The sequence below is a fragment of the Amycolatopsis sp. NPDC004772 genome (assembly GCF_053601215.1).
Genome location: NZ_JBSGBK010000042.1, coordinates 37,410 through 60,645, shown reverse-complemented (window position 1 = coordinate 60,645; position 23,236 = coordinate 37,410). Strand labels below are relative to the sequence as shown.

General features: G+C 70.8%; 21 protein-coding genes. 10 read left to right on the top strand and 11 right to left on the bottom strand.

Annotated elements, in window-relative coordinates; genetic code table 11:
- Positions 1–2: 2 nt before the first annotated feature.
- The 4 genes from ACWEF6_RS24435 to kdpF are packed head-to-tail and all read right to left on the bottom strand — an operon-like array spanning position 3 to position 4,407.
- Complete coding sequence (locus ACWEF6_RS24435; RefSeq protein ID WP_449685072.1) at positions 3–593, bottom strand: potassium-transporting ATPase subunit C; 591 nt, start codon at positions 591–593, stop codon at positions 3–5.
- A gap of 6 nt (positions 594–599) precedes the next feature.
- Positions 600–2,648, bottom strand: coding sequence for a potassium-transporting ATPase subunit KdpB (gene kdpB, locus ACWEF6_RS24430; protein WP_449685071.1), 2,049 nt, complete (start codon positions 2,646–2,648; stop codon positions 600–602).
- Positions 2,645–4,306, bottom strand: coding sequence for a potassium-transporting ATPase subunit KdpA (gene kdpA, locus ACWEF6_RS24425; RefSeq protein WP_449685070.1), 1,662 nt, complete (start codon positions 4,304–4,306; stop codon positions 2,645–2,647). The genes kdpB and kdpA overlap by 4 nt, the downstream gene beginning before the upstream one ends.
- A complete protein-coding gene (gene kdpF / locus ACWEF6_RS24420; protein ID WP_191310381.1) occupies positions 4,306–4,407 on the bottom strand; it encodes a K(+)-transporting ATPase subunit F in 102 nt (33 codons plus the stop codon). The genes kdpA and kdpF overlap by 1 nt, the downstream gene beginning before the upstream one ends.
- Positions 4,408–4,804: 397 nt before the next feature.
- Between kdpF and asnB the strand changes: the two genes are divergently transcribed.
- Positions 4,805–6,646: an asparagine synthase (glutamine-hydrolyzing) gene (gene asnB / locus ACWEF6_RS24415; protein WP_449685069.1), complete on the top strand. Its 1,842-nt coding sequence runs from the start codon at positions 4,805–4,807 to the stop codon at positions 6,644–6,646.
- 55 nt (positions 6,647–6,701) lie between these two features.
- Here asnB and ACWEF6_RS24410 read toward each other — a convergent pair whose 3' ends face one another.
- The 3 genes from ACWEF6_RS24410 to ACWEF6_RS24400 are packed head-to-tail and all read right to left on the bottom strand — an operon-like array spanning position 6,702 to position 9,228.
- Positions 6,702–7,178, bottom strand: coding sequence for an N-acetyltransferase family protein (locus ACWEF6_RS24410; protein WP_449685068.1), 477 nt, complete (start codon positions 7,176–7,178; stop codon positions 6,702–6,704).
- Between the two features lie 32 nt (positions 7,179–7,210).
- Positions 7,211–8,209 (bottom strand): Gfo/Idh/MocA family protein, encoded by a 999-nt coding sequence (locus tag ACWEF6_RS24405; protein WP_449685067.1) that lies wholly within the window; start codon positions 8,207–8,209, stop codon positions 7,211–7,213.
- Complete coding sequence (locus tag ACWEF6_RS24400; protein WP_449685066.1) at positions 8,206–9,228, bottom strand: LacI family DNA-binding transcriptional regulator; 1,023 nt, start codon at positions 9,226–9,228, stop codon at positions 8,206–8,208. Before ACWEF6_RS24400 ends, ACWEF6_RS24405 begins: the two co-directional genes overlap by 4 nt.
- Before the next feature lie 111 nt (positions 9,229–9,339).
- On the opposite strand from ACWEF6_RS24400, the gene ACWEF6_RS24395 reads away from it, so the two are divergent.
- Genes ACWEF6_RS24395 through iolD form a run of 8 tightly spaced genes read left to right on the top strand, consistent with a single transcriptional unit; the run spans position 9,340 to position 17,433 of the window.
- A complete protein-coding gene (locus ACWEF6_RS24395) occupies positions 9,340–10,218 on the top strand; it encodes a TIM barrel protein (protein WP_449685065.1) in 879 nt (292 codons plus the stop codon).
- Positions 10,219–10,240: 22 nt separating this feature from the next.
- Entirely contained in the window at positions 10,241–11,239 is a 999-nt protein-coding gene (locus ACWEF6_RS24390) for a sugar ABC transporter substrate-binding protein (protein ID WP_449685064.1), read from the top strand.
- Positions 11,236–12,279 carry an ABC transporter permease gene (locus ACWEF6_RS24385; protein WP_449685063.1) on the top strand — a complete coding sequence of 348 codons (1,044 nt, stop codon included), beginning with the start codon at positions 11,236–11,238 and terminating at the stop codon, positions 12,277–12,279. The genes ACWEF6_RS24390 and ACWEF6_RS24385 overlap by 4 nt, the downstream gene beginning before the upstream one ends.
- Entirely contained in the window at positions 12,276–13,055 is a 780-nt protein-coding gene (locus ACWEF6_RS24380; protein ID WP_449685062.1) for an ATP-binding cassette domain-containing protein, read from the top strand. The genes ACWEF6_RS24385 and ACWEF6_RS24380 overlap by 4 nt, the downstream gene beginning before the upstream one ends.
- 34 nt (positions 13,056–13,089) lie before the next feature.
- Entirely contained in the window at positions 13,090–14,019 is a 930-nt protein-coding gene (gene iolC, locus ACWEF6_RS24375; protein ID WP_449685061.1) for a 5-dehydro-2-deoxygluconokinase, read from the top strand.
- Complete coding sequence (locus ACWEF6_RS24370) at positions 14,016–14,714, top strand: Cgl0159 family (beta/alpha)8-fold protein (protein ID WP_449685060.1); 699 nt, start codon at positions 14,016–14,018, stop codon at positions 14,712–14,714. The genes iolC and ACWEF6_RS24370 overlap by 4 nt, the downstream gene beginning before the upstream one ends.
- Positions 14,711–15,601, top strand: a complete 891-nt coding sequence (gene iolB, locus ACWEF6_RS24365; RefSeq protein WP_449685059.1) for a 5-deoxy-glucuronate isomerase — start codon at positions 14,711–14,713, stop codon at positions 15,599–15,601. The genes ACWEF6_RS24370 and iolB overlap by 4 nt, the downstream gene beginning before the upstream one ends.
- Complete coding sequence (iolD, locus tag ACWEF6_RS24360; protein ID WP_449685058.1) at positions 15,598–17,433, top strand: 3D-(3,5/4)-trihydroxycyclohexane-1,2-dione acylhydrolase (decyclizing); 1,836 nt, start codon at positions 15,598–15,600, stop codon at positions 17,431–17,433. Before iolB ends, iolD begins: the two co-directional genes overlap by 4 nt.
- Here iolD and ACWEF6_RS24355 read toward each other — a convergent pair.
- From ACWEF6_RS24355 to ACWEF6_RS24340, 4 genes are all read right to left on the bottom strand, one after another.
- Complete coding sequence (locus ACWEF6_RS24355; protein ID WP_449685057.1) at positions 17,418–18,371, bottom strand: hypothetical protein; 954 nt, start codon at positions 18,369–18,371, stop codon at positions 17,418–17,420. The genes iolD and ACWEF6_RS24355 overlap by 16 nt on opposite strands.
- Positions 18,368–19,597: an MFS transporter gene (locus tag ACWEF6_RS24350; protein WP_449685056.1), complete on the bottom strand. Its 1,230-nt coding sequence runs from the start codon at positions 19,595–19,597 to the stop codon at positions 18,368–18,370. Before ACWEF6_RS24350 ends, ACWEF6_RS24355 begins: the two co-directional genes overlap by 4 nt.
- An 8-nt stretch (positions 19,598–19,605) precedes the next feature.
- Positions 19,606–21,162, bottom strand: a complete 1,557-nt coding sequence (locus tag ACWEF6_RS24345) for a discoidin domain-containing protein (protein ID WP_449685080.1) — start codon at positions 21,160–21,162, stop codon at positions 19,606–19,608.
- Between the two features lie 269 nt (positions 21,163–21,431).
- Positions 21,432–22,004 carry a TetR/AcrR family transcriptional regulator gene (locus ACWEF6_RS24340; RefSeq protein WP_449685055.1) on the bottom strand — a complete coding sequence of 191 codons (573 nt, stop codon included), beginning with the start codon at positions 22,002–22,004 and terminating at the stop codon, positions 21,432–21,434.
- Positions 22,005–22,105: 101 nt separating this feature from the next.
- Here ACWEF6_RS24340 and ACWEF6_RS24335 point away from each other — a divergent pair, with 101 nt between their 5' ends.
- Positions 22,106–23,149 carry an aldo/keto reductase gene (locus ACWEF6_RS24335; RefSeq protein WP_449685054.1) on the top strand — a complete coding sequence of 348 codons (1,044 nt, stop codon included), beginning with the start codon at positions 22,106–22,108 and terminating at the stop codon, positions 23,147–23,149.
- Positions 23,150–23,236: the final 87 nt, after the last annotated feature.

The following is a 23,236-nucleotide window of genomic DNA, read 5'->3' as shown; positions in this document are numbered from 1 at the left end:
TGTCAGTGTGCCCCTCCGGCCGCCGCGCGCACGGCCAAGTTGAGCGGGAGCACATCCACCCCGGGGACACCGATCCCGGCGCCGCTCGTGTTCTGCTCGATCAGCTGCTTCACCCGGTCGAGGGGCAGGCCGGTGTTCCGCGCGACCCGGGGTGCCTGGAGGTCGGCGTAGGCGACGCTGATCGCCGGGTCGAGGCCCGAGCCGGACGCCGTCACCGCGTCCGGCGGGACCTGAGCGGGTGACACGCCCTCACGCTTCGCGACGGCGTCCTTGCGCTCGCCGATGGTCTTCACGAGGTCCTCGTTGTACGGACCCTTGTTGGACGCACCGGACGGCAGTTCGGGCGTGACCACCGAGGGCCGGCTGTGGAACCACGGGTCGTGCGCCGGATCGGCGGGCACCGGGTCGACGCCGATCAGCGACGAGCCGACGGCCTGGCCGTTCTGCGTGACGATCGAGCCTTCGGCGTTGCCCTCCAGGCCGGGGATGCGGGCGATGGCCCAGACGGCCAGCGGGTAGAGGATGCCGAGCAGGACGGTCATGACGAGCAGGACGCGCAGCCCGGCCCAGGTCTGCTTGACGAGTGTGTTCACGGAAAGTCACCCGATTCCTGGGATGAGGCGCACGAGCAGGTCGATCAGCCAGATCCCGAGGAAGGGGCTGACGATCCCGCCGAGGCCGTAGACGAGCAGGTTGCGCCGCAGCAGGGCCGAAGCCGACGACGGCTTGTACCGCACCCCCCGCAGGGCCAGCGGGATCAGCACGACGATGATCAGCGCGTTGAAGACGACCGCCGACAGGATCGCCGACTTCGGCGTGGCCAGGTGCATGATGTTCAGGCCGCCGAGCTGGGCGTAGATGCCGGTGAACATCGCCGGCAGGATGGCGAAGTACTTGGCCAGGTCGTTGGCGACGCTGAAGGTGGTCAGCGCGCCGCGGGTGATCAGCAGCTGCTTGCCGATCTCGACGATCTCGATCAGCTTGGTCGGGTCGCTGTCGAGGTCGACCATGTTCCCGGCTTCCTTGGCGGCCGAGGTGCCGGTGTTCATCGCGACGCCGACGTCGGCCTGGGCGAGCGCGGGGGCGTCGTTGGTGCCGTCGCCGGTCATCGCGACCAGCCGGCCGCCCTCCTGCTCCTGCTTGATGAGCGCCATCTTGTCTTCGGGCTTGGCTTCGGCGAGGAAGTCGTCGACGCCGGCGTCCGCGGCGATGGCCTTGGCGGTGAGCGGGTTGTCGCCGGTGATCATCACCGTCTTGATGCCCATCGAGCGCAGCTCTTCGAAGCGTTCCTTCATGCCCGGCTTGACGACGTCGGACAGCCGGATCACGCCACGCACCACCGTGTCCTCGGCGACGACCAGCGGCGTGCCGCCCTGGGCGCTGATCTCGTCGACGACCCGCTCGGTCTCGTCGGGGAACTCGCCGCCGTTGTCGCGCACCCACGCCCGCACGGCGCTCGCCGCGCCCTTGCGGATCCGCCGGGTGCCGATGTCGATGCCGCTCATCCGGGTCTGCGCGGTGAAGGGGACGAACTCGCCCCGCTCGTCCCGGTCCGCGTGGTCCTCGGTGAGGTCGACGACGCTGCGGCCCTCGGGGGTCTCGTCGGCCAGGCTGGCCAATCGGGCGGCCCGCGCGAGCTCGTCCGGGGTGGACGTGCCGACCGGGATCAGCTCGGTGGCGCGGCGGTTGCCGAAGGTGATCGTGCCGGTCTTGTCGAGCAGCAGCGTCGAGACGTCGCCCGCGGCCTCGACCGCGCGGCCGCTGGTCGCCAGGACGTTGCGCTGCACCAGGCGGTCCATGCCCGCGATGCCGATCGCGCTCAGCAGCGCGCCGATCGTCGTGGGGATCAGGCACACCAGGAGCGCGGTCAGCACGATCACCGACTGCTCGGAGCCCGAGTAGCGGGCCATCGGCTGCAGCGCGACGACGGCGAGCAGGAAGATGATCGTCAGCGTCGAGAGCAGGATCGTCAAGGCGATCTCGTTCGGCGTCTTCTGCCGGGAAGCGCCTTCCACCAAAGCAATCATGCGGTCCACAAAGGACTCACCGGGCTTGGTGGTGATCTTCACGACGATCCGGTCGCTCAGCACGGTCGTGCCACCGGTGACGGCCGATCGGTCGCCGCCGGACTCGCGGATGACCGGGGCCGACTCGCCGGTGATGGCCGACTCGTCGACGGTCGCGATGCCCTCGACGACGTCGCCGTCGCCCGGGATCACCTGGCCCGCCTCGACCACGACCAGGTCGCCGACCCGCAGCTCGACGCCGGGCACCTGCTCCTCGGAGCCGGACTCGGTGAGCCGGCGGGCGACGGTCTCCTTCTTCGACCGCCGCAGGCTTTCGGCCTGAGCCTTACCACGGCCTTCCGCGACGGCCTCGGCGAGGTTCGCGAAGAGGACCGTGAACCACAGCCAGACGGCGATCAGGATGGTGAACACGCTCGGGTCGGTGACGGCGAAGACCGTGGTGAGCGCGGAACCCACCCAGACCACGAACATCACCGGGTTGCCGAGCTGGTGCTTCGGGTTGAGCTTCCGGAACGCCTCCGGCAGCGACGTCCAGAGCTGGCGCAGGCTGAAGACGCCGGCGCCGACCCGGCCCGGGGGTTCGGCGGGGGTCACCCGGGGTCGTTCTTCGGTGACGGTCATGCGAGTGCCTCCGCGATGGGCCCGAGCGCGAGCGCCGGGATGAACGTGAGGGCCGCGACGAGCACCACCGTGCCGGTGAGCAGGGTGGCGAACAGCGGCCCGGTGGTCGGCAGGGTGCCCGCGGTCTCGGGCACCTTGCGCTGGGCGGCCAGGGAACCGGCCAGGCAGAGCACGGCGAGGATCGGCACGAACCGGCCGAACGCCATCGCGACGGCGAACGAGGACTGGAACCAGTCGCTGGTCGCGGTCAGGCCGCCGAACGCGCTGCCGTTGTTGTTGCCGGTCGAGGCGTAGCCGTAGAGGATCTCGGACAGCCCGTGCGCGCCGGAGTTGCCGAGCGCGCCCGCGGTTCCCGGCAGCAGCAGGGCGATCCCGGAGCCGAGGAGCACGACGGTCGGCATCGCCAGCATGGCGATCGCGGCGCAGGTGACCTCGCGCTTGCCGAGCTTCTTGCCCAGGTACTCCGGCGTGCGCCCGACCATCAGCCCGGCCAGGAACATCGCGATGATGGCCAGCACGAGGATGCCGTAGAGGCCGGTGCCGACGCCGCCGGGCGAGATCTCGCCGTAGAGCATGTTCAGCAGCGGCCCGCCGCCACCGAGCCCCGAAAGACTGTCGTGGGCGCCGTTGACCGCGCCGGTCGACGTGCCGGTGGTGGTGTCGGCGAAGATCGACGTCAGGCCGATGCCGAACCGCTGTTCCTTGCCTTCCATGCTCGCGCCCGCGGCCAGCGCGGCCGGGTTGTTCGCCTTGGCCTCGGAGAACCAGATGAGCGCCAGGGAAGCCGCCCACAGCAGGCCCATCACGCTCAGCAGGACGTACCCCTGGCGGCGGTTGCCGACCAGCGTGCCGAACGCGCGGGTCAGGCTGACCGGGATCACCAGGATGAGGAACAGCTCGACGAGGTTCGTCCAGGCGTTGGGGTTCTCGAAGGGGTGCGCGGAGTTGGCGTTGAGGATGCCACCGCCGTTGGTGCCCAGTTCCTTGATCGCCTCCTGGCTCGCGGCCGGGGCCAGCGCGAGGGTGCCGTGGCTGCCGTCCGGGTTCGTCACGGCGACGCCGGCCTTGAGGCTCTGCACCACGCCGAGCGCGACCAGGACCAGGGCGAACACGAACGCCATCGGCAGCAGCACGCGGACCGTGCCGCGGGTCAGGTCGACCCAGAAGTTGCCGAGCCGGTCGGTCTTCGCGCGGACGAAGCCCCGGGTCACCGCGATCGCCACGGCCAGGCCGACCGCCGCCGACAGGAAGTTCTGCACGGTCAGGCCGGCCATCTGGACGAAGTGGCCCATCGTCGTCTCGGGGACGTAGGACTGCCAGTTCGTGTTGGTGACGAACGAGATCGCCGTGTTGAAGGCGACGCCCGGGCTCACCGCGCCGCGGCCGAGGTTCCACGGCAGCAGCGGCTGCAGGCGCTGCAACAGGTAGAGCAGGACAACCGAGACGAACGAGAAGCCGAGCACGCCCGCGGCGTAGGTCGGCCACCGCTGCTCGGCGTCGGGGTCGACGCGGAAGAGCCGGTAGAGGCCCTTCTCGAGCTTCAGGTGCTTCCCGGTGGAGAAGACCCGCGCCAGGTAGTCGCCGAGCGGCCGGTAGACCGCGGCGAGAGCGGCGAGCAGGAGACCGAACTGGATGAGCCCGGCCGTGGTGTCGGACATCAGAATTTCTCCGGCCTGATCAGCGCGACGAACAGGTAGACGAGGAGGCCGAGCGCGAGCAGGCCGCCCACGACGTTGGCCAGGGTTCCGGCGCCGCTCACAGCTTCTCCAAGCCGCGCAGCACCAGCGCCAGCACCACGAAAACGCCGATCAGCAGAACGGCGTAGAGCAAGTCGGCCACAGGCACCTCTCAGGACGGGTCACCGGGTTCGGTGACCGGGGACGACGTCACTGTGCGGTCCTGGGAGGCCCTTCCGGAGGCCGGCTGATGGCGCCTTGACGCGTTCCTGACGCGCATTTACGCCGCCTTGACGGCCGGTGGCGGCGGTCACGCAAGCGTTTGCCCGGTTCTCACCGCAGGTAGTCGGCCAGTGACAAGTGACACACCGAGTGATCGAACAAGTGCGGAACGTGCAATTCGGGCAGACAAGATCTACGGGGCGTGTTACACCTGGGTTACCGATAGTTGTATCAGCTAAGCAATCTCCGGGAGGGGCTATGTGCGGTATCGCCGGCTGGGTTTCCTACGAGGCCGACCTCACCCGCCGCCAGGAAGTCGTCGACGCGATGACCGCGACCATGTCGTGCCGCGGCCCGGACGACGAGGGCACCTGGGTGCGCCGGCACGTCGCGCTCGGCCACCGGCGGCTGGCCATCATCGACCTGCCCGGCGGCCGGCAGCCGATGTCGGTGTCCACACCGAACGGCGCGGTGGCGATGGTTTACAGCGGTGAGGCCTACAACTTCACCGAGCTCAAGGAAGAGCTGACCAAGCTCGGCCACAAGTGGGAGACCGACAGCGACACCGAAGTCGTGCTGCACGGCTACCTGCAGTGGGGCGACGCGGTCGTCGACCACCTCAACGGCATGTACGCCTTCGCGATCTGGGACGAGCGCGACGGCCGGCTCGTCATGATCCGCGACCGGATGGGCATCAAGCCGTTCTACTACTACCCGACCCGTGACGGCGTCCTGTTCGGCTCCGAGCCGAAGGCCATCCTCGCCAACCCGCTGGCCAAGAAGGTCGTCGACCTCGACGGCTTCCGCGAGCTGGCCGGCTTCACCAAGCGGCCGGGCTGGTCGCTGTGGAAGGACATGGAAGAGGTCCAGCCGGGCACGATCGTCACCGTGTCCCGCGAGGGCATCAAGACCCGCACCTACTGGAAGCTGGACGCGAAGCAGCACACCGACGACCAGGAGACCACGGTCGCGCGCGTGCGCGAGCTGATGACCGACATCGTCAACCGCCAGCTCGTCGCCGACGTCCCGCGGTGCGTGCTGCTGTCGGGCGGCCTGGACTCCAGCGCGGTCACCGGCCTCGCGGCCGCCCGGCTGGCCGAGCAGGGCGAGCAGCTGCGGACGTTCTCCGTCGACTTCTTCGGCCAGGAGGAGAACTTCAAGCCGGACGAGATGCGCGACACGGCGGACTCGCCGTTCGTGCGGGACGTCGCCCAGCTGGTGAACTCCGCGCACGAGGACGTCATGCTCAACCCGGGCGACCTGACCGACCCCGAGGTCCGGCGGGCCGTGCTGCGGGCCCGGGACATCCCGGCCGGCCTCGGCGACATGGACACGTCGCTGTACCTGCTGTTCAAGGCGATCCGCGGCCAGTCGACGGTGGCCCTGTCGGGCGAGTCGGCGGACGAGGTGTTCGGCGGCTACCGCTGGTTCCACGACGAGAAGGCGGTCAACGCGGACACGTTCCCGTGGCTGGCGTTCCGGACGTCGATGATGGACGAGCGGGCGTCGCTGTACACACCGGAACTGGTGAAGAGCCTGGACGTCGAGTCCTACATCGCGGACCAGTACCAGTCCGCCGTCGCTTCGGTGGAGCACCTGGACGGCGAGTCTCCGCAGGAGGCGCGGATGCGGACCATCTGCAACCTGCACCTCACCCGGTTCGTGCGGATGCTGCTGGACCGCAAGGACCGCGCGTCGATGGCGGTGGGCCTGGAGGTCCGCGTGCCGTTCTGCGACCACCGGCTGGTCGAGTACGTGTACAACACGCCGTGGTCGTTGAAGACGTTCGACGGCCGCGAGAAGAGCCTCCTGCGGCACGCGACCAAGCACGTCCTGCCGGAGTCGGTGGCCCAGCGGGTGAAGAGCCCGTACCCGTCGACGCAGGACCCGGGTTACGCGGCGGCGTTGCAGCAGCAGGTCAAGGAGGTGCTGGCCGAGCCGAAGCACGAGGTGTTCGGCCTGGTGGACCGCGCCTGGGCGCACCGGGCGTCCGAAGTGGACCCGGCGACCATGGACCCGGCCATGCGCATCGGCCTGGACCGGGTGCTCGACCTGTACCACTGGATCGAGATGTACACCCCGGAGCTGCAGCTCGGCTGACGCTCGCCACCGGCCGGTCGTGAGTGGGAAGGCGGGTTAGAACCCGCCTTCCCACTCACGACCTGAGCCGGAGTTCCGCGGCGACCTCGTCCCCTTCGGTGGTGAGGGCCGCGCCCGTGCCGGCCAGGAGGGCCCGGGCGCCGTGGTTGCCCGCCGTCGTCGAGGCCACGAACTTCGCCGCGCCGGACGCCCGGGCCTCGGCCAGCAGCAGCCCGGTGACCTCTCGGCCGATCCCGCGGCCGCGGACCGCGCGGCTCAGCCAGAGGCCCGCTTCCACCGCGTCGCCGTGGCGCTCCAGCCGGGCGGCACCCACCGCGGCACCGTCCACGTCGACCACCCACGTGCGTTCCACCGCGGTGGCGGCGTCGAGGGACCGGCCGCGGTGGAAGGCCAGGAACGCCGCGCGGCGCGCGGGGGTCCAGCCGGGGACGTCGTCGACCGGGGGCATGACCTCCAGGGGGTCGGCTCCGGCGACGGCGGCGTCGAGCAGCCGCGCGAGAGCGGGCTCGTCGAGCGGGGTCAGCGTGATCACCCCCCAAGCCTGCCCGGGCGCGCCACCGGATTTCAGCGGCGGATCTCGGACAGCTTCACCGGACGCCGTTCGCGGCGCGACACCTCGCACGCCTCCGCGATGTAGAACGCCTCCAACGCATCGGCCGCCCCGCAGGGCGAGGGGGCGCGGCCCGCGACGACGTCCAGGAACGCACGCAGCTCCGTCGTGTACGCCGGGCGGAAGCGCTCCATGAAGCCCGGGTACGCCGGCCCGGGCAGCGGGGCCACGCCCGGCTCCACCGACCGCAGCGGCGCCCGGTCGTCCAGGCCGACCACGACACCCGACACCGAGCCCAGCACGTCGAGGCGCACGTCGTACCCCGCGCCGTTGTAGCGGGTCATCGACACCGTGGCGAGGGTTCCGTCGTCCAGGGTCAGCGTCGCCGCCGCCGTGTCCACGTCGCCCGCGTCGCGGAAGAACTGCTCGCCGCGGTTCGCGCCGATGGCGTACACCTCCTCGACTTCGCGGCCGCTCACCCAGCGGATGATGTCGAAGTCGTGGACGCCGCAGTCGCGGAACAATCCACCCGAGTGGGCGACGTACTCCGCCGGCGGGGGTGCCGGGTCGAACGTCGTCGCGCGCAGCGTGTGCAGCCAGCCCAGCTCGCCCGACGCGACCGCCGCCCGGGCCGCCGCGTAGCCCGCGTCGAAACGGCGCTGGAAGCCGATCTGGACTCCGACGTCGGAGGCGCCGATCCGGTCGATCACCGCCAGCGTGCCCGGGATGTCGGCGGCCACCGGCTTCTCGCAGAACACCGGGATGCCCGCGTCGACCGCCGCGATGATCAGGCCGGGGTGCGCGTCCGTGGCCGCGGTGACGACCAGGCCGTCGAGCCCCGCGGCGAACAGCTCGTCGAGCGCCACCGATTCGACGCCGAGCTTCGCGGCGGCCGACCGGGCCCGCGCCGGGTCGACGTCGGCCACGACGACCGACTCGACCTCCTCGAAGCCCTTCAGCGTCTCCGCGTGCGCGGTGCCGATCCGGCCGGTGCCCGCCAGTCCCAACCTCATCGTGCAGCTCCTCCTGTTTCGGAAATCCCGGCGGTGGTCGCACGGACCACCAGTGACGGGTGCAGCAGGTGCCGGACCGGCTCCGTGCGCTCCCCGCGGACGCGCTCGATCAGCGCTTCGAAGGCCAGCCGCCCCATCTCGGTGCGCGGCTGGTCCACTGTGGTCAGCGAGAGGTGCCGCAGCGCCGCCAGCGACGTGTTGTCGTACCCCACGACCGACACGTCTTCCGGCACGCGCAAGCCGGCTTCCTCCAGGGCCGAGATGGCCCCGACGGCGTTGAAGTCGTTGCCCGCCACCAGCCCGGTCGGCAGGTCGGCCCGGGAGTACGTCGCCAGCAGCTCCCGCACCGACTTCTCGCCGCCGGTGTCGGTGTGCTCGCTGCGCACCACGATCGGCTCCAGCCCGTGCCGCCGCATCGCCGCCTGGAACCCGCGGCGGCGCTGGGCCGCCCCGGCCGCGCCGCCGCCGTCCAGGTGGGCGATGCGCCGGTGCCCGAGACCGACGAGGTGGTCGACGGCCAGCCCGGACCCCGCTTCGCCGTCGTCGTTCACCGTGTCCACTGTGGACGAGCGGATCGTCCGGGAGACGAGCACGACCGGGCACTGCTTGGCCGCGACCTGGATCGACGCCGCCGGCACCACCGGGGAAAGCAGGATGATCCCCGCCGGGCGGAAGGAAAGCAGGTTGTGCAGGGCGTTCCACTCGCGGGTGGGGCTGCGGCCGCCCGTGTTGAGGATGAGGTCGAAGCCCGCGGCCTGCGCGGCCGCGTCCAGCCCCTCGACGACGTCGGCGAAGAACGCGTTGCGCAGGTCGTTGACCATCACGCCGAGCACGGTCGACGTCCGGCTGGCCAGGGACCGCGCCATCACGTGCGGCTGGTAGCCGAGTTCCTCGGCCGCGCGCAGCACCGCCGCGCGCCGGACCTCGGACACCTTCGGTGAATTGTTCATCACCAGGGAGACCAGCGCGCGGGAAACTCCCGCCCGTTCGGCGACGTCCTCCATGGTCGGACGCACCATGCGCACCTCCCCTGATCTCGGAAAACTCGGCCTTGACTTGGTGTGACGGACGCTACAAGATTGGAGCGCTCTAATCAATAGAGCGCTCCAACGAACCAACGGAGGCCCCTTGTGACAGCGACGATCCGCGTGGCCGCCGCCCCGATCTCCTGGGGTGTCTGCGAAGTCCCCGGCTGGGGCCGGGTGCTGGACGCGGCCACCGTGCTCGGCGAGATGGCGGCCCTCGGTGTCCAGGCCACCGAGCTGGGCCCGCCCGGGTACCTCCCCCGCGAGCCCGCCGCCCTGCGCGAGCTGCTGGCCGGGTACGGCCTGACGCTCGTCGGCGGTTTCCTCGCCGTCGTCCTCCACGAAAACCAGGAGAACGCGCTGAAGGAGGCCGAGGAGTCCGCCGCGCTCTTCGCCGCCTGCGGGGGTGACGTCCTGGTCCTCGCCGCCGCGACCGGTCTCGACGGCTACGACGACCGCCCGCAGCTGAGCGAAGCCGAATGGGCGACGCTCGTCGACACCGCGGGCCGGATCCGGGACATCGCCGCCGCCCACGGCCTGCGCACGGTGCTGCACCCGCACGTCGGGACGCACGTGGAGCAGCAGGCCGAGGTCGAGCGCTTCCTCGCCGATTCCGATCTCGGGTTGTGCCTCGACACCGGGCACCTGATGATCGGCGGGACGGATCCGGTGGAGCTGGCGAAGCGGTATCCCGAACGGGTGGGGCACGTGCATCTCAAGGACGTCCGGGAAGACCTGGCGGCCGAGGTCCGCGCGGGCCGGCTGGCCTACACCGACGCGGTCGGGCGGGGCATGTACACCCCGCTCGGCGAGGGCGACGTGGACGTGGCGGCGATGGTGCGCTCCGTCCAGGCCGCCGGCTACGACGGCTGGTACGTCCTCGAACAGGACACCGCCCTCGGCGACTCGAGCCCCGACGACCTGCCCCGGCGGGACACCGGACGCAGCCTGGCCCACCTCGCGAAGATCACCGACTCCCTCTGAACCTGGTCCCAAAGGAGTGACTGTGTTTTCTCTGAAGAAGCTGGCCGGCGTGGCGGCGATCGCCGCCGCCGGCCTCGTCCTGTCCGCCTGCAGCGGCCCCACCGCCGACAATTCCAGCAGCAGCACCAGCGGCAGCCCGTCGGCCGCCGCGCCGAGCTCGGGCGGCCCGCTGAAGGTCGCCGTGGTCACCCACGGCAGCGCCGGCGACGCCTTCTGGAACGTCGTGAAGAACGGCGCCGAGCAGGCGGGCAAGGACCTGAACGTCGGCGTCGACTACTTCTCCGACGGCGACCCGGGCAACCAGGCGCGGCTGATCGACAACGCGGTCGCGCAGAAGGTCGGCGGCCTGGTCGTCTCGATGGCGAACCCGCAGGCCCTGCAGACGTCGATCCAGAACGCGGTGAAGGCGGGCATCCCGGTCATCACCATCAACTCCGGCGAGGACTTCAGCGCCCAGTTCGGCGCGATCGCGCACGTCGGGCAGAGCGAGGGCCTGGCCGGCCAGGGCGCGGGCCAGCGGCTCAAGGCGGCGGGCAAGACGAAGCTGCTGTGCGTCATCCACGAGGCCGGCAACATCGGCCAGAACCAGCGCTGCGACGGCGCGAAGCAGACCTTCGGCAACGTCACCACGCTGCAGGTCGACATCTCCAACCCGACCGACGCGCAGGCCCGCATCCGCGGCGCCCTCCAGTCCGACCCGTCGATCGACGCCGTGCTGGCGCTGAACTCCCAGGTCGCGGCCCGCGCCGTCGCCGCCGCCAAGGAAGCGAGCTCCAAGGCCCAGGTGGCCACCTTCGACCTGAACGCCGACGTCGTCGCGGCCATCAAGGACGGCAGCATCCTCTTCGCCGTCGACCAGCAGCAGTACGAGCAGGGCTACCTGCCGATCGTGTTCCTCAAGCTGTACAAGGAAAACGGCAACACCATCGGCGGCGGCAAGCCCGTCCAGACCGGCCCGGGCTTCGTCGACAAGACCAACATCGACACCATCGCCCCGTACGCGCAGCGCGGCACGCGATGACCGCAGCGATCCAGGCACAACCCGACGAGCGCGTCGCCAAGAAAGGGCTGACCGACCGGCTGGTCGTCCGCCCCGAAATCGGCGCGCTCCTCGGAGCCGTGCTGGTTTTCGTCTTCTTTTCCGTCGTCACCGGCCAGTTCCTCAGCCCGCTGGGTGTGGCGACCTGGCTCGACGACTCCTCGACGCTGGGCATCATGGCCGTCGTGGTCGCGCTGCTCATGGTCGGCGGCGAGTTCGACCTCTCGGCGGGCGTGATGACGGCGTCGACGTCGCTGGTCACCGCGATCCTGGCGACGCAGGCGGGCTGGAACGTCTGGCTCGCGCTGCTGGCGTCGCTGGCCTTCGCGCTCGGTGTCGGCGCGTTCAACGGCTGGCTGGTGATGAAGACCGGGCTGCCCAGCTTCATCGTCACGCTGGGGTCGTTCCTGGCCCTGCAGGGGCTCAACCTCGGCGTGACCCGGCTGGTCACCAACACCGTCCAGGTCTCGGGCATGCGCTCGACCAGCGGGTACGAGTCGGCCGGCGGGTTGTTCGCCTCGACGTTCGACATCGGGGGCACCGAGTTCCAGTCGTCGATCGTCTGGTGGATCGTCGTCACGGCGATCGCCGCGTGGCTGCTGGTGCGGACCCGGTTCGGCAACTGGATCTTCGCGGTCGGCGGGTCCCAGGTGTCGGCCCGCTCGGTCGGCGTGCCGGTGGTGCGCACGAAGATCCTGCTGTTCATGGGGACCGCGCTCGGCGCGTGGCTGGTCGGCTCGATCAACATCCTGCGCTTCGCCAGCGTCCAGGCGAACCAGGGCATCGGGCTGGAGTTCCAGTACATCATCGCCGCGGTGATCGGCGGCTGCCTGCTCACCGGCGGGTTCGGCTCGGCCGTGGGCGCGGCGATCGGCGCGCTGATCTTCGGCATGGCGCGGCAGGGCATCGTGTTCGCGCAGTGGAACAGCGACTGGTTCATGCTGTTCCTCGGCGTCATGCTGCTGGCGGCGGTCCTGGTCAACAACGCCTTCCGGCGCCGCGCGGAGAGGGTACGCCGATGAGCCTGCTCGAAGTTCGCGAGATCGGGAAGACCTACGGCAGCGTGATCGCGCTGCGCGAGGTGTCCACTGTGGTCAATGCAGGCGAGGTCACCTGCGTGCTCGGCGACAACGGCGCCGGGAAGTCCACGCTGATCAAGATCCTGGCCGGCGTGCACCAGCACGACCGCGGCGAGTTTCTCGTCGAGGGCGAGCCGGTGCGGTTCTCCTCGCCGCGCGAGGCCCTCGATCGCGGCATCGCGACCGTGTACCAGGACCTCGCCGTGGTGCCGCTGATGAGTGTCTGGCGGAACTTCTTCCTCGGGTCCGAGCCGACCACGGGGTTCGGGCCGTTCAAGATGCTCGACCGGAAGAAGGGCCGCGAAACGACGAAGAAGGCGTTGTCCGACATGGGCATCGACCTGCGGGACGTCGAGCAGCCGGTCGGGACGCTCTCGGGTGGTGAACGCCAGTGCGTCGCGATCGCGCGGGCGGTGTACTTCGGCGCGAAGGTGCTGATCCTCGACGAGCCGACGGCCGCACTGGGCGTCAAGCAGGCCGGCGTGGTGCTGAAGTACGTCGCCCAGGCGCGGGACCGCGGGCTCGGCGTCGTGCTCATCACGCACAACCCGCACCACGCCTACCCGGTGGCGGACCGGTTCCTGCTGCTCAAGCGAGGTGCCGCGCTCGGGCACTACGAGAAGTCGGAGATCGACATCGGCGAGCTCACGCGGCAGATGGCGGGCGGTGCCGAACTGGAAGCCCTCGAACACGAGCTTCGGCAGGTGGAAAAGGCGTGATGCCCGCCGACGCACTCTTTCCCGCGGAGGCGGCATGACCATCGAGGCGTTGACGATCGGCCGGGTCGGGGTGGACCTCTACCCGGAACAGAGCGGCGTGCCCCTGGCCGGGGTCAGCACGTTCGCCAAGTCGCTCGGCGGGACCGCGACCAACGTCGCGGTCGCCGCCGCGCGGCTCGGCCGGCGCACGGCGGTGCTCACCAAGGTCGGCCCGGACGGCTTCGGCGACTACGTCCGGCAGGCCCTCGACGGCTTCGGCGTCTCGCCGGACTTCGTGGGCACCTCGCCGGACCTGCAGACGCCGGTGGTGTTCTGCGAGCTGAACCCGCCCGCGGACCCGCCGTTGCTGTTCTACCGCTCCCCGATCGCCCCCGACCTCACGCTCACCGACGAAGACGTGCCGTGGGACGTCGTCGAGTCGGTGCCGCTGCTGTGGGTCACCGGCACCGGCGTCTCCGTGGAGCCGGCACGGGCGACCCAGCGGAAGATCCTCGAAGCCCGCGGGCGGCGGGAGCACACCGTGCTGGACCTGGACTACCGGCCGATGTTCTGGCCGTCCGCCGAGCAGGCCCGCGCCGAGATCGGCGGGCTGCTCGACCACGTCACGGTCGCCGTCGGCAACCGGACCGAGGTGGAGGTCGCCGTCGGCACCGCGGACCCGGACACGGCCGCGGACCGGATGCTGGCGCGGGGGCTTCGGCTGGCCGTGATCAAGAAAGGCGCCGAAGGGGTGCTGGTAGCGACGCCGGACGGCCGCTGGACGGTGCCGCCGCAGCGCGTCGAGGTCGTCTGCGGCCTCGGTGCGGGCGACGGCTTCGGCGGCGCGCTGATCCACGGGCTGCTGTCGGGCTGGGACCCGGTGCGGATCGCGGAGTACGCGAACGCCGCGGGCGCGCTCGTCGCGTCCCGGCTGGCCTGCGCCGACGCCATGCCGACCGCCGGGGAGATCGAGGAGCTGCTGTGATCCTCACCGACGAGCGCTGGAGGGAGCTCCTGCACACCCGCGCGACCAACCCCGGTGCGGTCCGGCAGGCGTACGCGATCCGCAAACGGCGTCCGCAGCTGCTGTCCGACCGGGGCACGCTGTTCCTTGTCTCCGGCGATCCCCTCGCGACGGCCGGCCGGCGGGCGCTGCTGGAGCGGCTGCTGGCCGCGCTCGCGAACCCGGCCGTCGACGGCGTCGTCGGCACCCCGGACATCGTCGAGGAACTGCTCCTCCTCGGCGCGTTGCACGACAAGGTCGTCTTCGGGTCGATGAACCGCGACGACGGGTTCACCGGCTACGACGCCCGGACGCTGATCGATTGCGGGCTGGACGGCGGCGAGATGCAGCTGCCGGGCCCGGTCCCGGCCCGGCAGGCCTGCGCCGACGCGGTCACCGAGCTGGCTGCGTACGGTCTGGTCGCCCTGATCGAGCTGCCGGAGGCCCTGGCGCCGTCGGTCGCTCTCGCGTCCGCCCTCGGGACGACGTCGGCGCACACCTGGCTGAAGCTGCCGGCCACCAGCTCGCCCGCCGTCCTGGACGCCACGACGCTGCCGGTGCTGCTCGGCGGCCTGCCACCGGACTGGACGCTGTCGCACGGGGTCGTCCGCGGTCTGGTCATGAACCCTGCGGGAAATGTCGAAGCCGCCGCAACGGCACTGGAGGCCGCGAAGTGAGCAAGCTGCACCGTCCACTCGGGACACTGTCCGACGCCGCCGACCCGGTCCGGCTGACACCGGACACCGCGGGGTGGCGGTACTCCGGCCTACGCGTGTTCTCCCTGGCCCCCGGCGAGACGCGCGTCCTGCACACCGGCGAGTTCGAGGCCTTCGTGCTGCCGCTTTCGGGGTCGGCGGCCGTCCGGGTGGACGGCGAGGTCTTCGCACTGCGCGGCCGCGACTCGGTCTTCACGCGGGTGACGGACTTCGCGTACGTGCCCCGGGACGCCGAAGTCGAGTTGTCGACAAAGGACGGCCTGGAGGTCGCGCTGCCGATGGCGCGCTGCACCCGCCGTCTGACCCCGGCGTACGGTCCGGCGGAAAACGTGCCGGTGGAGGTGCGCGGCGCCGGGCAGGCCACGCGGCAGGTGACCAACTTCGGCGTGCCCGGGGTGTGGGACCACGCCGACAAGCTCAACGCGTGCGAGCTGATCACGCCGGGCGGCAACTGGTCGTCCTACCCGCCGCACAAGCACGACGAAGCGACCGACTGCGAGGTCGTCAACGAGGAGATCTACTACTTCCGCATCGCCGGGCGCGACGGCGTGACGCCGTCCCGCGAAGGCTTCGGCCTGCACCGGACGTACACGAGCGACGGCGAACTGGACGAGGACGTGGCGGTCCGCGACCACGACGTCTTCCTCATCCCGCGCGGCTACCACGGGCCGTGCGTGGCCGCGCCGGGTTACCCGATGTACTACCTGAACGTCCTGGCCGGGCCGGCCGAGGAGCGGTCCATGGCGTTCTGCGACGACCCCGCGCACGGCTGGGTCCGCGACACGTGGGCGACGCAGGACCTCGACCCGCGGTGTCCCGTCACGAGTCACGAAGGGCGTGTGCAGTGAAGCTGACGACGGCTCAGGCGCTGGTCCGCTGGATCCTCGCCCAGCGCTCGGAAACCCTCGACGGCCGCGAGGTCCCGCTGTTCCCCGGTGTGTTCGCGATCTTCGGGCACGGCAACGTCCTCGGCCTCGGCACCGCGCTGGAGGAACACCGCGGGGACATCCCGGTCTGGCGCGGGCACACCGAGCAGGGCATGGCGCTGGCCGCGGTCGGGTACGCGAAGGCCACGCACCGGCGGCAGGTCGGGGTCGTGACGTCGTCGATCGGGCCGGGCGCGCTGAACATGGTCACCGCGGCCGGCGTCGCCCACGCGAACCGGCTGCCCGTGCTGCTCCTGCCGGGCGACACGTTCACCAACCGGGCGCCGGACCCGGTGCTGCAGCAGATCGAGCCGTTCGGCGACGCGACGGCGACGGTCAACGACGCCTTCCGCGCGGTATCGCGCTACTTCGACCGGATCACCCGGCCCGAGCAGCTGATCTCGACGTTGCCGCAGGTGGCCCGGGTGCTCACCGACCCGGCCGACGCCGGGCCGGTCACCCTGGCGCTGCCGCAGGACGTCCAGGCCGAGACGTACGACTTCCCGGACGCGCTGTTCGAGCCGGTCACGCACCGCCCGCTGCGCCCGCGCCCGGACCGGCGTGCGGTCACCGAAGCGGCCGGGGTCCTGCGTGCGTCCCACCGTCCGCTGCTGGTGCTCGGCGGCGGCGTCCGGTACTCCGGGGCGGGGCAGCGCGCGCTCGAATTCGCCGAGCGGCACGGGATCCCGCTCGTGGAGACGACGGCGGGCCGCACCCTGGTGCCGCACGAGCACCCGCTGCACGCCGGTCCGCTGGGCATCACCGGCTCGACGTCGGCGAACGTCGTCGCGGCGGCCGCCGACGTCGTGCTCGCGGTCGGCACGCGGCTGCAGGACTTCACGACGGCGTCCTGGACGGTCTTCTCCCCCGACGTCCGGCTGGTGTCGCTCAACGCGGCCCGGTTCGACGCGGTGAAGCACGGTGCCCTGTCGGTGGTCGGGGACGCCGACGCGGGTCTGGCCGACCTCGCCGCCCAGCTGGAAAGCTGGCGGGTGGACTCGTCGTGGACGTCACGAGCCGCGGCCGAACGCGCCACCTGGGACGAGCACATCGACACGCTGCGCTCCCCCTCGGGCGAGCTGCCCTCGTACGCGCAGGTGGTCGGCGTCGTGAACACCCTGTCGGAGGAGCACGACTACGTCATGACGGCGTCCGGCGGGCTGCCGGGCGAGCTGATCGGCGGCTGGCGCGGCTCCGGCGCGGTCTCGATGGACGTCGAGTACGGGTTCTCCTGCATGGGTTACGAGCTGTCCGGCGCGTGGGGCGCGGCGATCGCCCACCAGGGCCTGGTGACGACGCTGCTCGGTGACGGCTCGTACCTGATGCTGAACTCGGAACTGTTCTCGGCCGCGTTCGCGGGCCATCCGTTCGTCGCGGTGGTGTGCGACAACGACGGGTACGCCGTCATCGCGCGGCTTCAGGAGGGTCAGGGCGGGAAGCCGTTCAACAACTTCTACGCCGACTGCACGACTTCGCACGCTTCGCCGCCGCGGGTCGACTTCGCGCGCCATGCGGAGTCACTGGGCTGCGTGGTGTTCACGGCGTCCACTGTGGACTCGCTGCGGGAGGCGTACGCGTCGGCTCGCGAGGCGGCCGTCTCGGAACAGCGGCCGGCCGTCGTCGTGGTGAAGACGCAGCCGTCGGCGTGGACCGAAGCCGGGGCCTGGTGGGAGGTCGGCGTGCCCGAGCACCTGGCCGGGCGGGACGGCTACGAGCGCGGGAAGGGCGGCCAGGTGCGTTACCTCGGGTCCTGAGTGACGGCCGGCGACACCGCCCCGGCGCGCAGCTGCCGGGGCTCGCCGGAGCCGTCGGCCGGCACCGCCCACGTGGCGTTGTCCAGCCCGTAGAGGACCGTGCGGTCGTCCTGCCAGAGGGCCTGGTCGTCGACGCTGCGGGTCTCGGCGAGCTCGGTTTCCGTCATGCTCGCGAGGTCCAGCACCGACAGCCGCCAGACGCCGTCGCCGACCTTCTTCTTGAAGGCGACCCGCTTGCCGTCCGGGGACAGCGACGGGCATTCGACGTTCTCGCGGAGCGTCTTGCCCCGGTAGCGCCCATAGTCGGCCTCGACGAGGTACGTCTTGCCCTTGCTGCCGAGGGTGGCGTAGAAGCGGTTGCCGTCGGGGGCGAAGGTGATGCCCCAGTAGTTGACGTCGGCCGCGAAGTAGCGTTCGCCGTCCTTGAAGACCGGCAGTTCCTCGATCGTCTTGACCAGCCGTCCGGTCTCGACGTCGTAGAGCCCGGCGCGGGTGGAGAAGCCGGTCTGGGCGTAGGAGTCGCCCGTGACGAACAGCGTCCAGTAGACGTGTTTGCCGTCCGGGGAGACGCGCGCGCGGCTCGGCGTGCCGGGCAGGGTTTCGGTGTGGCGGACGGCAAGGTGGCCGTCGAGCACGAGGACGTCGGTGATCGCCGGGAGCGTGCCGGGCCGCACAGCCAGGCACACCGCCGTCTGCTTCGCCACCGCGAACCGGTCGCACTTCAGGCCGCTGAGCTGCGGTTTTGCCGTGGGTTCGGCGAGCGGGACGGCGCCGACGCGGCCGGTGGCCGTGTCGCGGAAGAACAACTGGCCGGGCGCGAGGGTCACCGCGGCCGCGGGTTCGGCGGCCGCGGTGTCGTGCCGCGCGCTGAGCGTGTACGTGACGGCGGCGGCCACGAGGAGGGCCGTGCCGGTGAGGGCGAGGACGAGTTTCTTCACGGGCGCACCGGTTTCGCGAAGGCGGCGGCGAGGGCGACGACGGCCAGGCCGGCCGCGGCGACGAGCACCGCTGGCCGCAGGTCCCACAGCGTCCACGCCAGTCCGAACAGGACGGAGGAGAGCATCCGGGCCGCGGCCTGGCCCGTCTGCACCACGGCCAGCCCGGTCGCGCGCAGGCCGGCCGGGATGAGCGGGCCGGCGGCGGCCATCAGGACGCCGTCGGTGGCCGCGTAGAACACGCCGTGCAGGCCGAGCGCGACCACGGGGAGCACCGCGTAGACCGGGCCGCAGAGCAGCACCAGGGCCAGGCACAAGGCCACGTGCCCGCCGAGGAACACCGGCCACCGGCCGACGCGGTCGGCGAGCTTGCCGAGCGGGACGGCCAGCAGCAGGTAGACCCCGGCCGTGCCCAGCGGCAGCAGCGGGAAGTACGTCGCCGCGATCTCCCAGCGCCGCTGCAGGACGAGGTAGACGAACGAGTCGCCGACCGTCACCAGCCCCAGCAGCGCCGCCCAGAGTGCGACGCGCCGGAAGTCCCGCTGCTTGAGCAGGCCGAACGCGGTCCTCACCGACACCGCCGCGCGGTCGACGCCGCCGGGCCGGTCGCGGACGAACAGCGCCAGCAGCAGCACGGCGATGGCCGCGATGCAGAAGCTGGTGAAGAACACGCTGGTGTAGCTGCCGAGGCTGACGGCGAGCACGGCCATCGCCACCAGCGGGCCGAGGAACGCGCCGACGGTGTCCATCGCGCGGTGCACGCCGAACGACCGGCCGAGGGTCGCCGGCTCGCTGGACAGCGAGATGAGCGCGTCGCGCGGGCCGGTGCGCAGCCCCTTGCCGGTGCGGTCGGCGGCGAGGACCAGGCCGATGGCCGCGACCGACGAACCGGCCGCGACCAGGCCGAGCTTGCACACCGCGGACAAGCCGTACCCGAACCCGGCGACCGCTTTGAGCCGCCGCCACCGGTCGGCGAGGTGCCCGCCGAGCACCCGCACGACCGCGGTGGCGCCGGCGTAGAGCCCGTCGAGCAGCCCGAACTGCAGCGGGTTGAGGCCGAGGCCGAGCACCAGGTAGAGCGGGAGGACGGCGGTGACCATCTCCGAGGAGACGTCGGTGACCAGGCTGACCATCCCGAGTGCCACCACGTTGGCGGACACCCGCTTCAGCGCCGGTTTGCGGTCGGTTGCCGAGGCCAGGTCCGAGGTACGGCTTGCCGCGATGTACATGGCCGGGCCTACTGGTGGCAGGTGTAGGTCGGGCTGCTGTCCAGGACCTTGCCGTCGACGCCGATGAGCTGCGACTGGAACGTCGTGTCCGTCATCGACAGCTTCAAGACGCCGAAGGTCTTCAGCAGCTTGGCCGTCGTCGCGTGCGCCGGGCTCAGGTCGTACAGGTTGGCACCGCCGCTCCCGCCGACGATCTCGACCGGGCCGCTCGCGTCGGCCTTGCCGTCGGCGTTCTGCGGGACGAACCGCTCGTAGTCGTGGTCGTGTCCGTTGAGGACGAGGTCGACCTTGTTGGCCACCATCAGGTTCCACAGCGCGATGCTGTCGATGTTGTCGCCGTGGTCACCCGAGCTCCACCGCGGGTGGTGGTAGTACGCGGCGACGCAGCCCTTCGTGTTGCTGGCCAGGTCCTGCTTCAGCCAGGTGATCTGGGGCGGCTCGGCGAAGTCGTCGTGGGTGACGAAGTCGTTGGAGTCGAGGGCGATGAAGTGCCAGTTGCCCATTTCCCAGCTGTAGTAGCGCTTGCCCTGCGGCTTGGCGAGGGCGCCGAAGTACTGCTCGTAGCCGGTGAACCCGGAGTAGGACTCGTGGTTGCCGGGGATCGGGCGGGTGATGTTCTTGAACTTGCCCCAGGTCTTGTCGTAGTAGTTCTTGAAGTCCGACAGGGTGGGCTCGTCGTACTGGTTGTCGCCCATGGTGATCACGGCCGCGGGGTTCATGTTCTCGACGAGCTTCGCGGTCTTGGGGTGAACGCAGCTCGAGCTGCTCGCGGTGCACTGCTCGGCGATGTCCCCGGCCGCAGCGAGGACGAGGCCGGCGCTCCCGGCCGCGGTTTTGACCGTGATCGGCGTGCTCGCGGGTGAGGTGTTCCCCGCGGCGTCGCGGGCGCGGACAGCGTAGGTGTAGCTGGTGTTCGGGGTGAGCCCGGTGTCGGTGTAGGACGTCGTCGCGCTGGTGGCGACGGCCGTGCCGTTGCGGAGGACGTCGTACCCGGTGACGCCGACGTTGTCGGTGGCGGCACCCCAGGTCAGCGGGACGCTGGTGGCGGTCGCCGTGCCCGCGGCGAGGCCGGTTGGGGTGCTCGGGGCCTGGGTGTCGCCGGAGGAGTCCGTGCTGCCGTAGACCTGCATCTCCCAGAAGGAGTAGCCGTAGCTGGTGGCGCGGGTGAGGCCGACGAAACGCACGAAGCGGCCGCGGGCGGTGAGACCGCCGAGGTCGTCGATCTTGCCGTCGCCGGTGTCGACGGTGGCGGCCGTGGTGAACGACGTGCCGTCGTCGGAGACCTCGATCCGGTACTTCTTCGCGTAGGCGGCTTCCCAGTTGAGGACGACGCGGTGGATGCTGGCGGACTGGCCGAGGTCGATCCGCAGCCACTGCGGATCGGAGCCCTCGGCGCTGGCCCAGCGGGTGGTGGTGCTGCCGTCGACAGCCTTGGCGCCCGTGTAGGACGAGCTCTCGGTGGTCGAGGTGGCAACGGGCTTTCCCTGCGACAGCAGGACATCGGCGGCCTGGGTGGTGGCGGCCGCGGCGATCGCGGACGGCAACAGCACCACGGCGGCGAGCACCGGGGTGAGTCGGGCTAACGGGCGTAGGCGGGTGGACGGCACGTCGCGCTCCTTGCGGGCCTGACGGTGGCGGGTGGGCTGCGGCGTCGGGTTAACGAAAGGGAAACAGTTAGGAAAGTTTCCTAACTAAGCGGACTGTAGCGAGGGTCCGTTCCGGCTGACAAGACTTGTCTTGTCCTTGAATCGGTCAAGAGGGTGAGTTTTTCACGATTTCCGCAGCTCAGCACGGGTACCAGTGAGCGGGATACTGCTCCGTGCGCCGGGACCGGTCAGCCGGCCGGAGGCGCCTGAAGACCTTGGAAGACCGCGGCGATCAGCCGCCGTCCTTGAGCCGCGCCGTCGTCGTTGTTCGCCACCCGCCACAGGAAGCTCATGAGCATGATGATGTCGGCAGGGTCGTGCCCGGGCGCGATGGAGCCTTCGGCCACACAGGCGTCGACGAGCTTCTTGACGGCGGCCGTCGTGGGCGCCCACGACGCGCTGATCAGCTCCTGGGCCGCGGCGCCGTGCAGCGCGTCCCCGAGCCCGTGCTTGACGCGGATGTAGGCCGACAGCGTCTCGAACCACTCGACGAACGCGGCTTTCGCGGACGAATGGCGGGCCAGCACGTCGTCGGCCGTGGTCGTCAGGCGCTCGATGTCGTGCTGGTAGGCGCCGAGGATCAGGTCCTCGCGGGTCGGGAAGTGGCGGTAGAGGGTCCCGGCGCCGACCCCCGCGCGCTTGGCGACCTCGCTCAGCGGCACCAGCGGGTTCTCCGCGAACAGTTCGTGAGCGGCCTCGATGATCGCGATCCGGTTGCGCGCGGCGGCCTTGCGCTGGGTGCCGTACGTGCCGTCGGTCATGCCCCGATCATGCCTCATCGTTGACATGCGGAGAATTCTCCGCTAGTTTCGACGTCAGATCCGGAGAATCCTCCGCAAGTTGCCCCAGTCTGGAGAATCCCATGCGTTACGTGAAGCTCGGCACCACCGGCCTGGACGTCTCCCCCGTCGCGATCGGCGCGATGAGCTACGGCGAGCCCGACCGCGGCCACCCCGTCTGGTCCCTCGGCGAAGAGGAGGCGCGGCCGCTGATCAAGCACGCCCTCGAAGCGGGCATCAACTTCTTCGACACCGCGAACATGTACTCCAACGGCTCCAGCGAGGAGATCCTCGGCCGGGCGCTCAAGGACTTCGCCGACCGCGACGACGTCGTGATCGCCACCAAGCTGCGGCACCCGATGCGTCCCGGCCCGAACGGGAAAGGCCTGTCCCGCAAGGCGATCATGACCGAGATCGACCACTCGCTGCGGCGGCTGGGCACCGACTACGTCGACCTCTACCAGGTCCACCGCAACGACCACTCGACCCCGCTGGAAGAGACCCTGGAGGCACTGAGCGACCTGGTGAAGGCCGGCAAGGTGCGCTACCTCGGCGCGTCGTCGATGTTCGCGTGGGAGTTCGCCAAGGCCCTGCACCTGCAGAAGCAGCACGGCTGGGCGCGGTTCGTGTCCATGCAGGACCACTACAACCTGCTGGCCCGCGAGGAAGAGCGCGAGATGATCCCGCTGTGCCTGGACGAGGGCGTCGGCACGATCGTCTGGAGCCCCCTGGCCCGCGGCCGCCTGGCCCGCGCGTGGGACGACGCGAACTCGACGGCCCGCGCCGGCACCGACGGGGCCTACGCGGACCTGCTCTACTCGTCGGCCGAGTCGGACCGCGCGATCGTCGAGGCGGTCGGGAAGGTGGCGGCCGCACACGGGGTGAGCCGCGCGTCCATCGCCCTTTCCTGGCTGCACCACCAGCCGGTCGTCACGGCCCCGCTGGTCGGCGCCGGTTCGATCCGGCAGATCGACGAAGCCGTGGCATCGCTGGACGTCGAGCTCACCGACTCGGACGTGCAGGCGCTCACCGCGCCGTACACGCCGCGGTACGACTGGCAGGGCGTCTCGGACGAGGCGGCCATGGCGGCGGTCCGCGCTCGCGTTCCAGGCATGGCGCTGACGTGAGGTTTCCGTTGTGGCACAACGGTTTTGCGCCGAGCAAGATCACCCGATCCAGCGATGGTGTTCGCACAGATGTTCGGTAGCGTGGAT

Coding starts and splice junctions, on each gene's coding strand:
- kdpB (WP_449685071.1), bottom strand. CDS start 2,648: ATGACCGTCACCGAAGAACGACCCCGGGTGACCCCCGCCGAACCCCCG.
- kdpA (WP_449685070.1), bottom strand. CDS start 4,306: ATGTCCGACACCACGGCCGGGCTCATCCAGTTCGGTCTCCTGCTCGCC.
- asnB (WP_449685069.1), top strand. CDS start 4,805: ATGTGCGGTATCGCCGGCTGGGTTTCCTACGAGGCCGACCTCACCCGC.
- ACWEF6_RS24405 (WP_449685067.1), bottom strand. CDS start 8,209: ATGAGGTTGGGACTGGCGGGCACCGGCCGGATCGGCACCGCGCACGCG.
- ACWEF6_RS24400 (WP_449685066.1), bottom strand. CDS start 9,228: ATGGTGCGTCCGACCATGGAGGACGTCGCCGAACGGGCGGGAGTTTCC.
- ACWEF6_RS24385 (WP_449685063.1), top strand. CDS start 11,236: ATGACCGCAGCGATCCAGGCACAACCCGACGAGCGCGTCGCCAAGAAA.
- ACWEF6_RS24380 (WP_449685062.1), top strand. CDS start 12,276: ATGAGCCTGCTCGAAGTTCGCGAGATCGGGAAGACCTACGGCAGCGTG.
- iolC (WP_449685061.1), top strand. CDS start 13,090: ATGACCATCGAGGCGTTGACGATCGGCCGGGTCGGGGTGGACCTCTAC.
- ACWEF6_RS24350 (WP_449685056.1), bottom strand. CDS start 19,597: ATGTACATCGCGGCAAGCCGTACCTCGGACCTGGCCTCGGCAACCGAC.
- ACWEF6_RS24340 (WP_449685055.1), bottom strand. CDS start 22,004: ATGACCGACGGCACGTACGGCACCCAGCGCAAGGCCGCCGCGCGCAAC.
- ACWEF6_RS24335 (WP_449685054.1), top strand. CDS start 22,106: ATGCGTTACGTGAAGCTCGGCACCACCGGCCTGGACGTCTCCCCCGTC.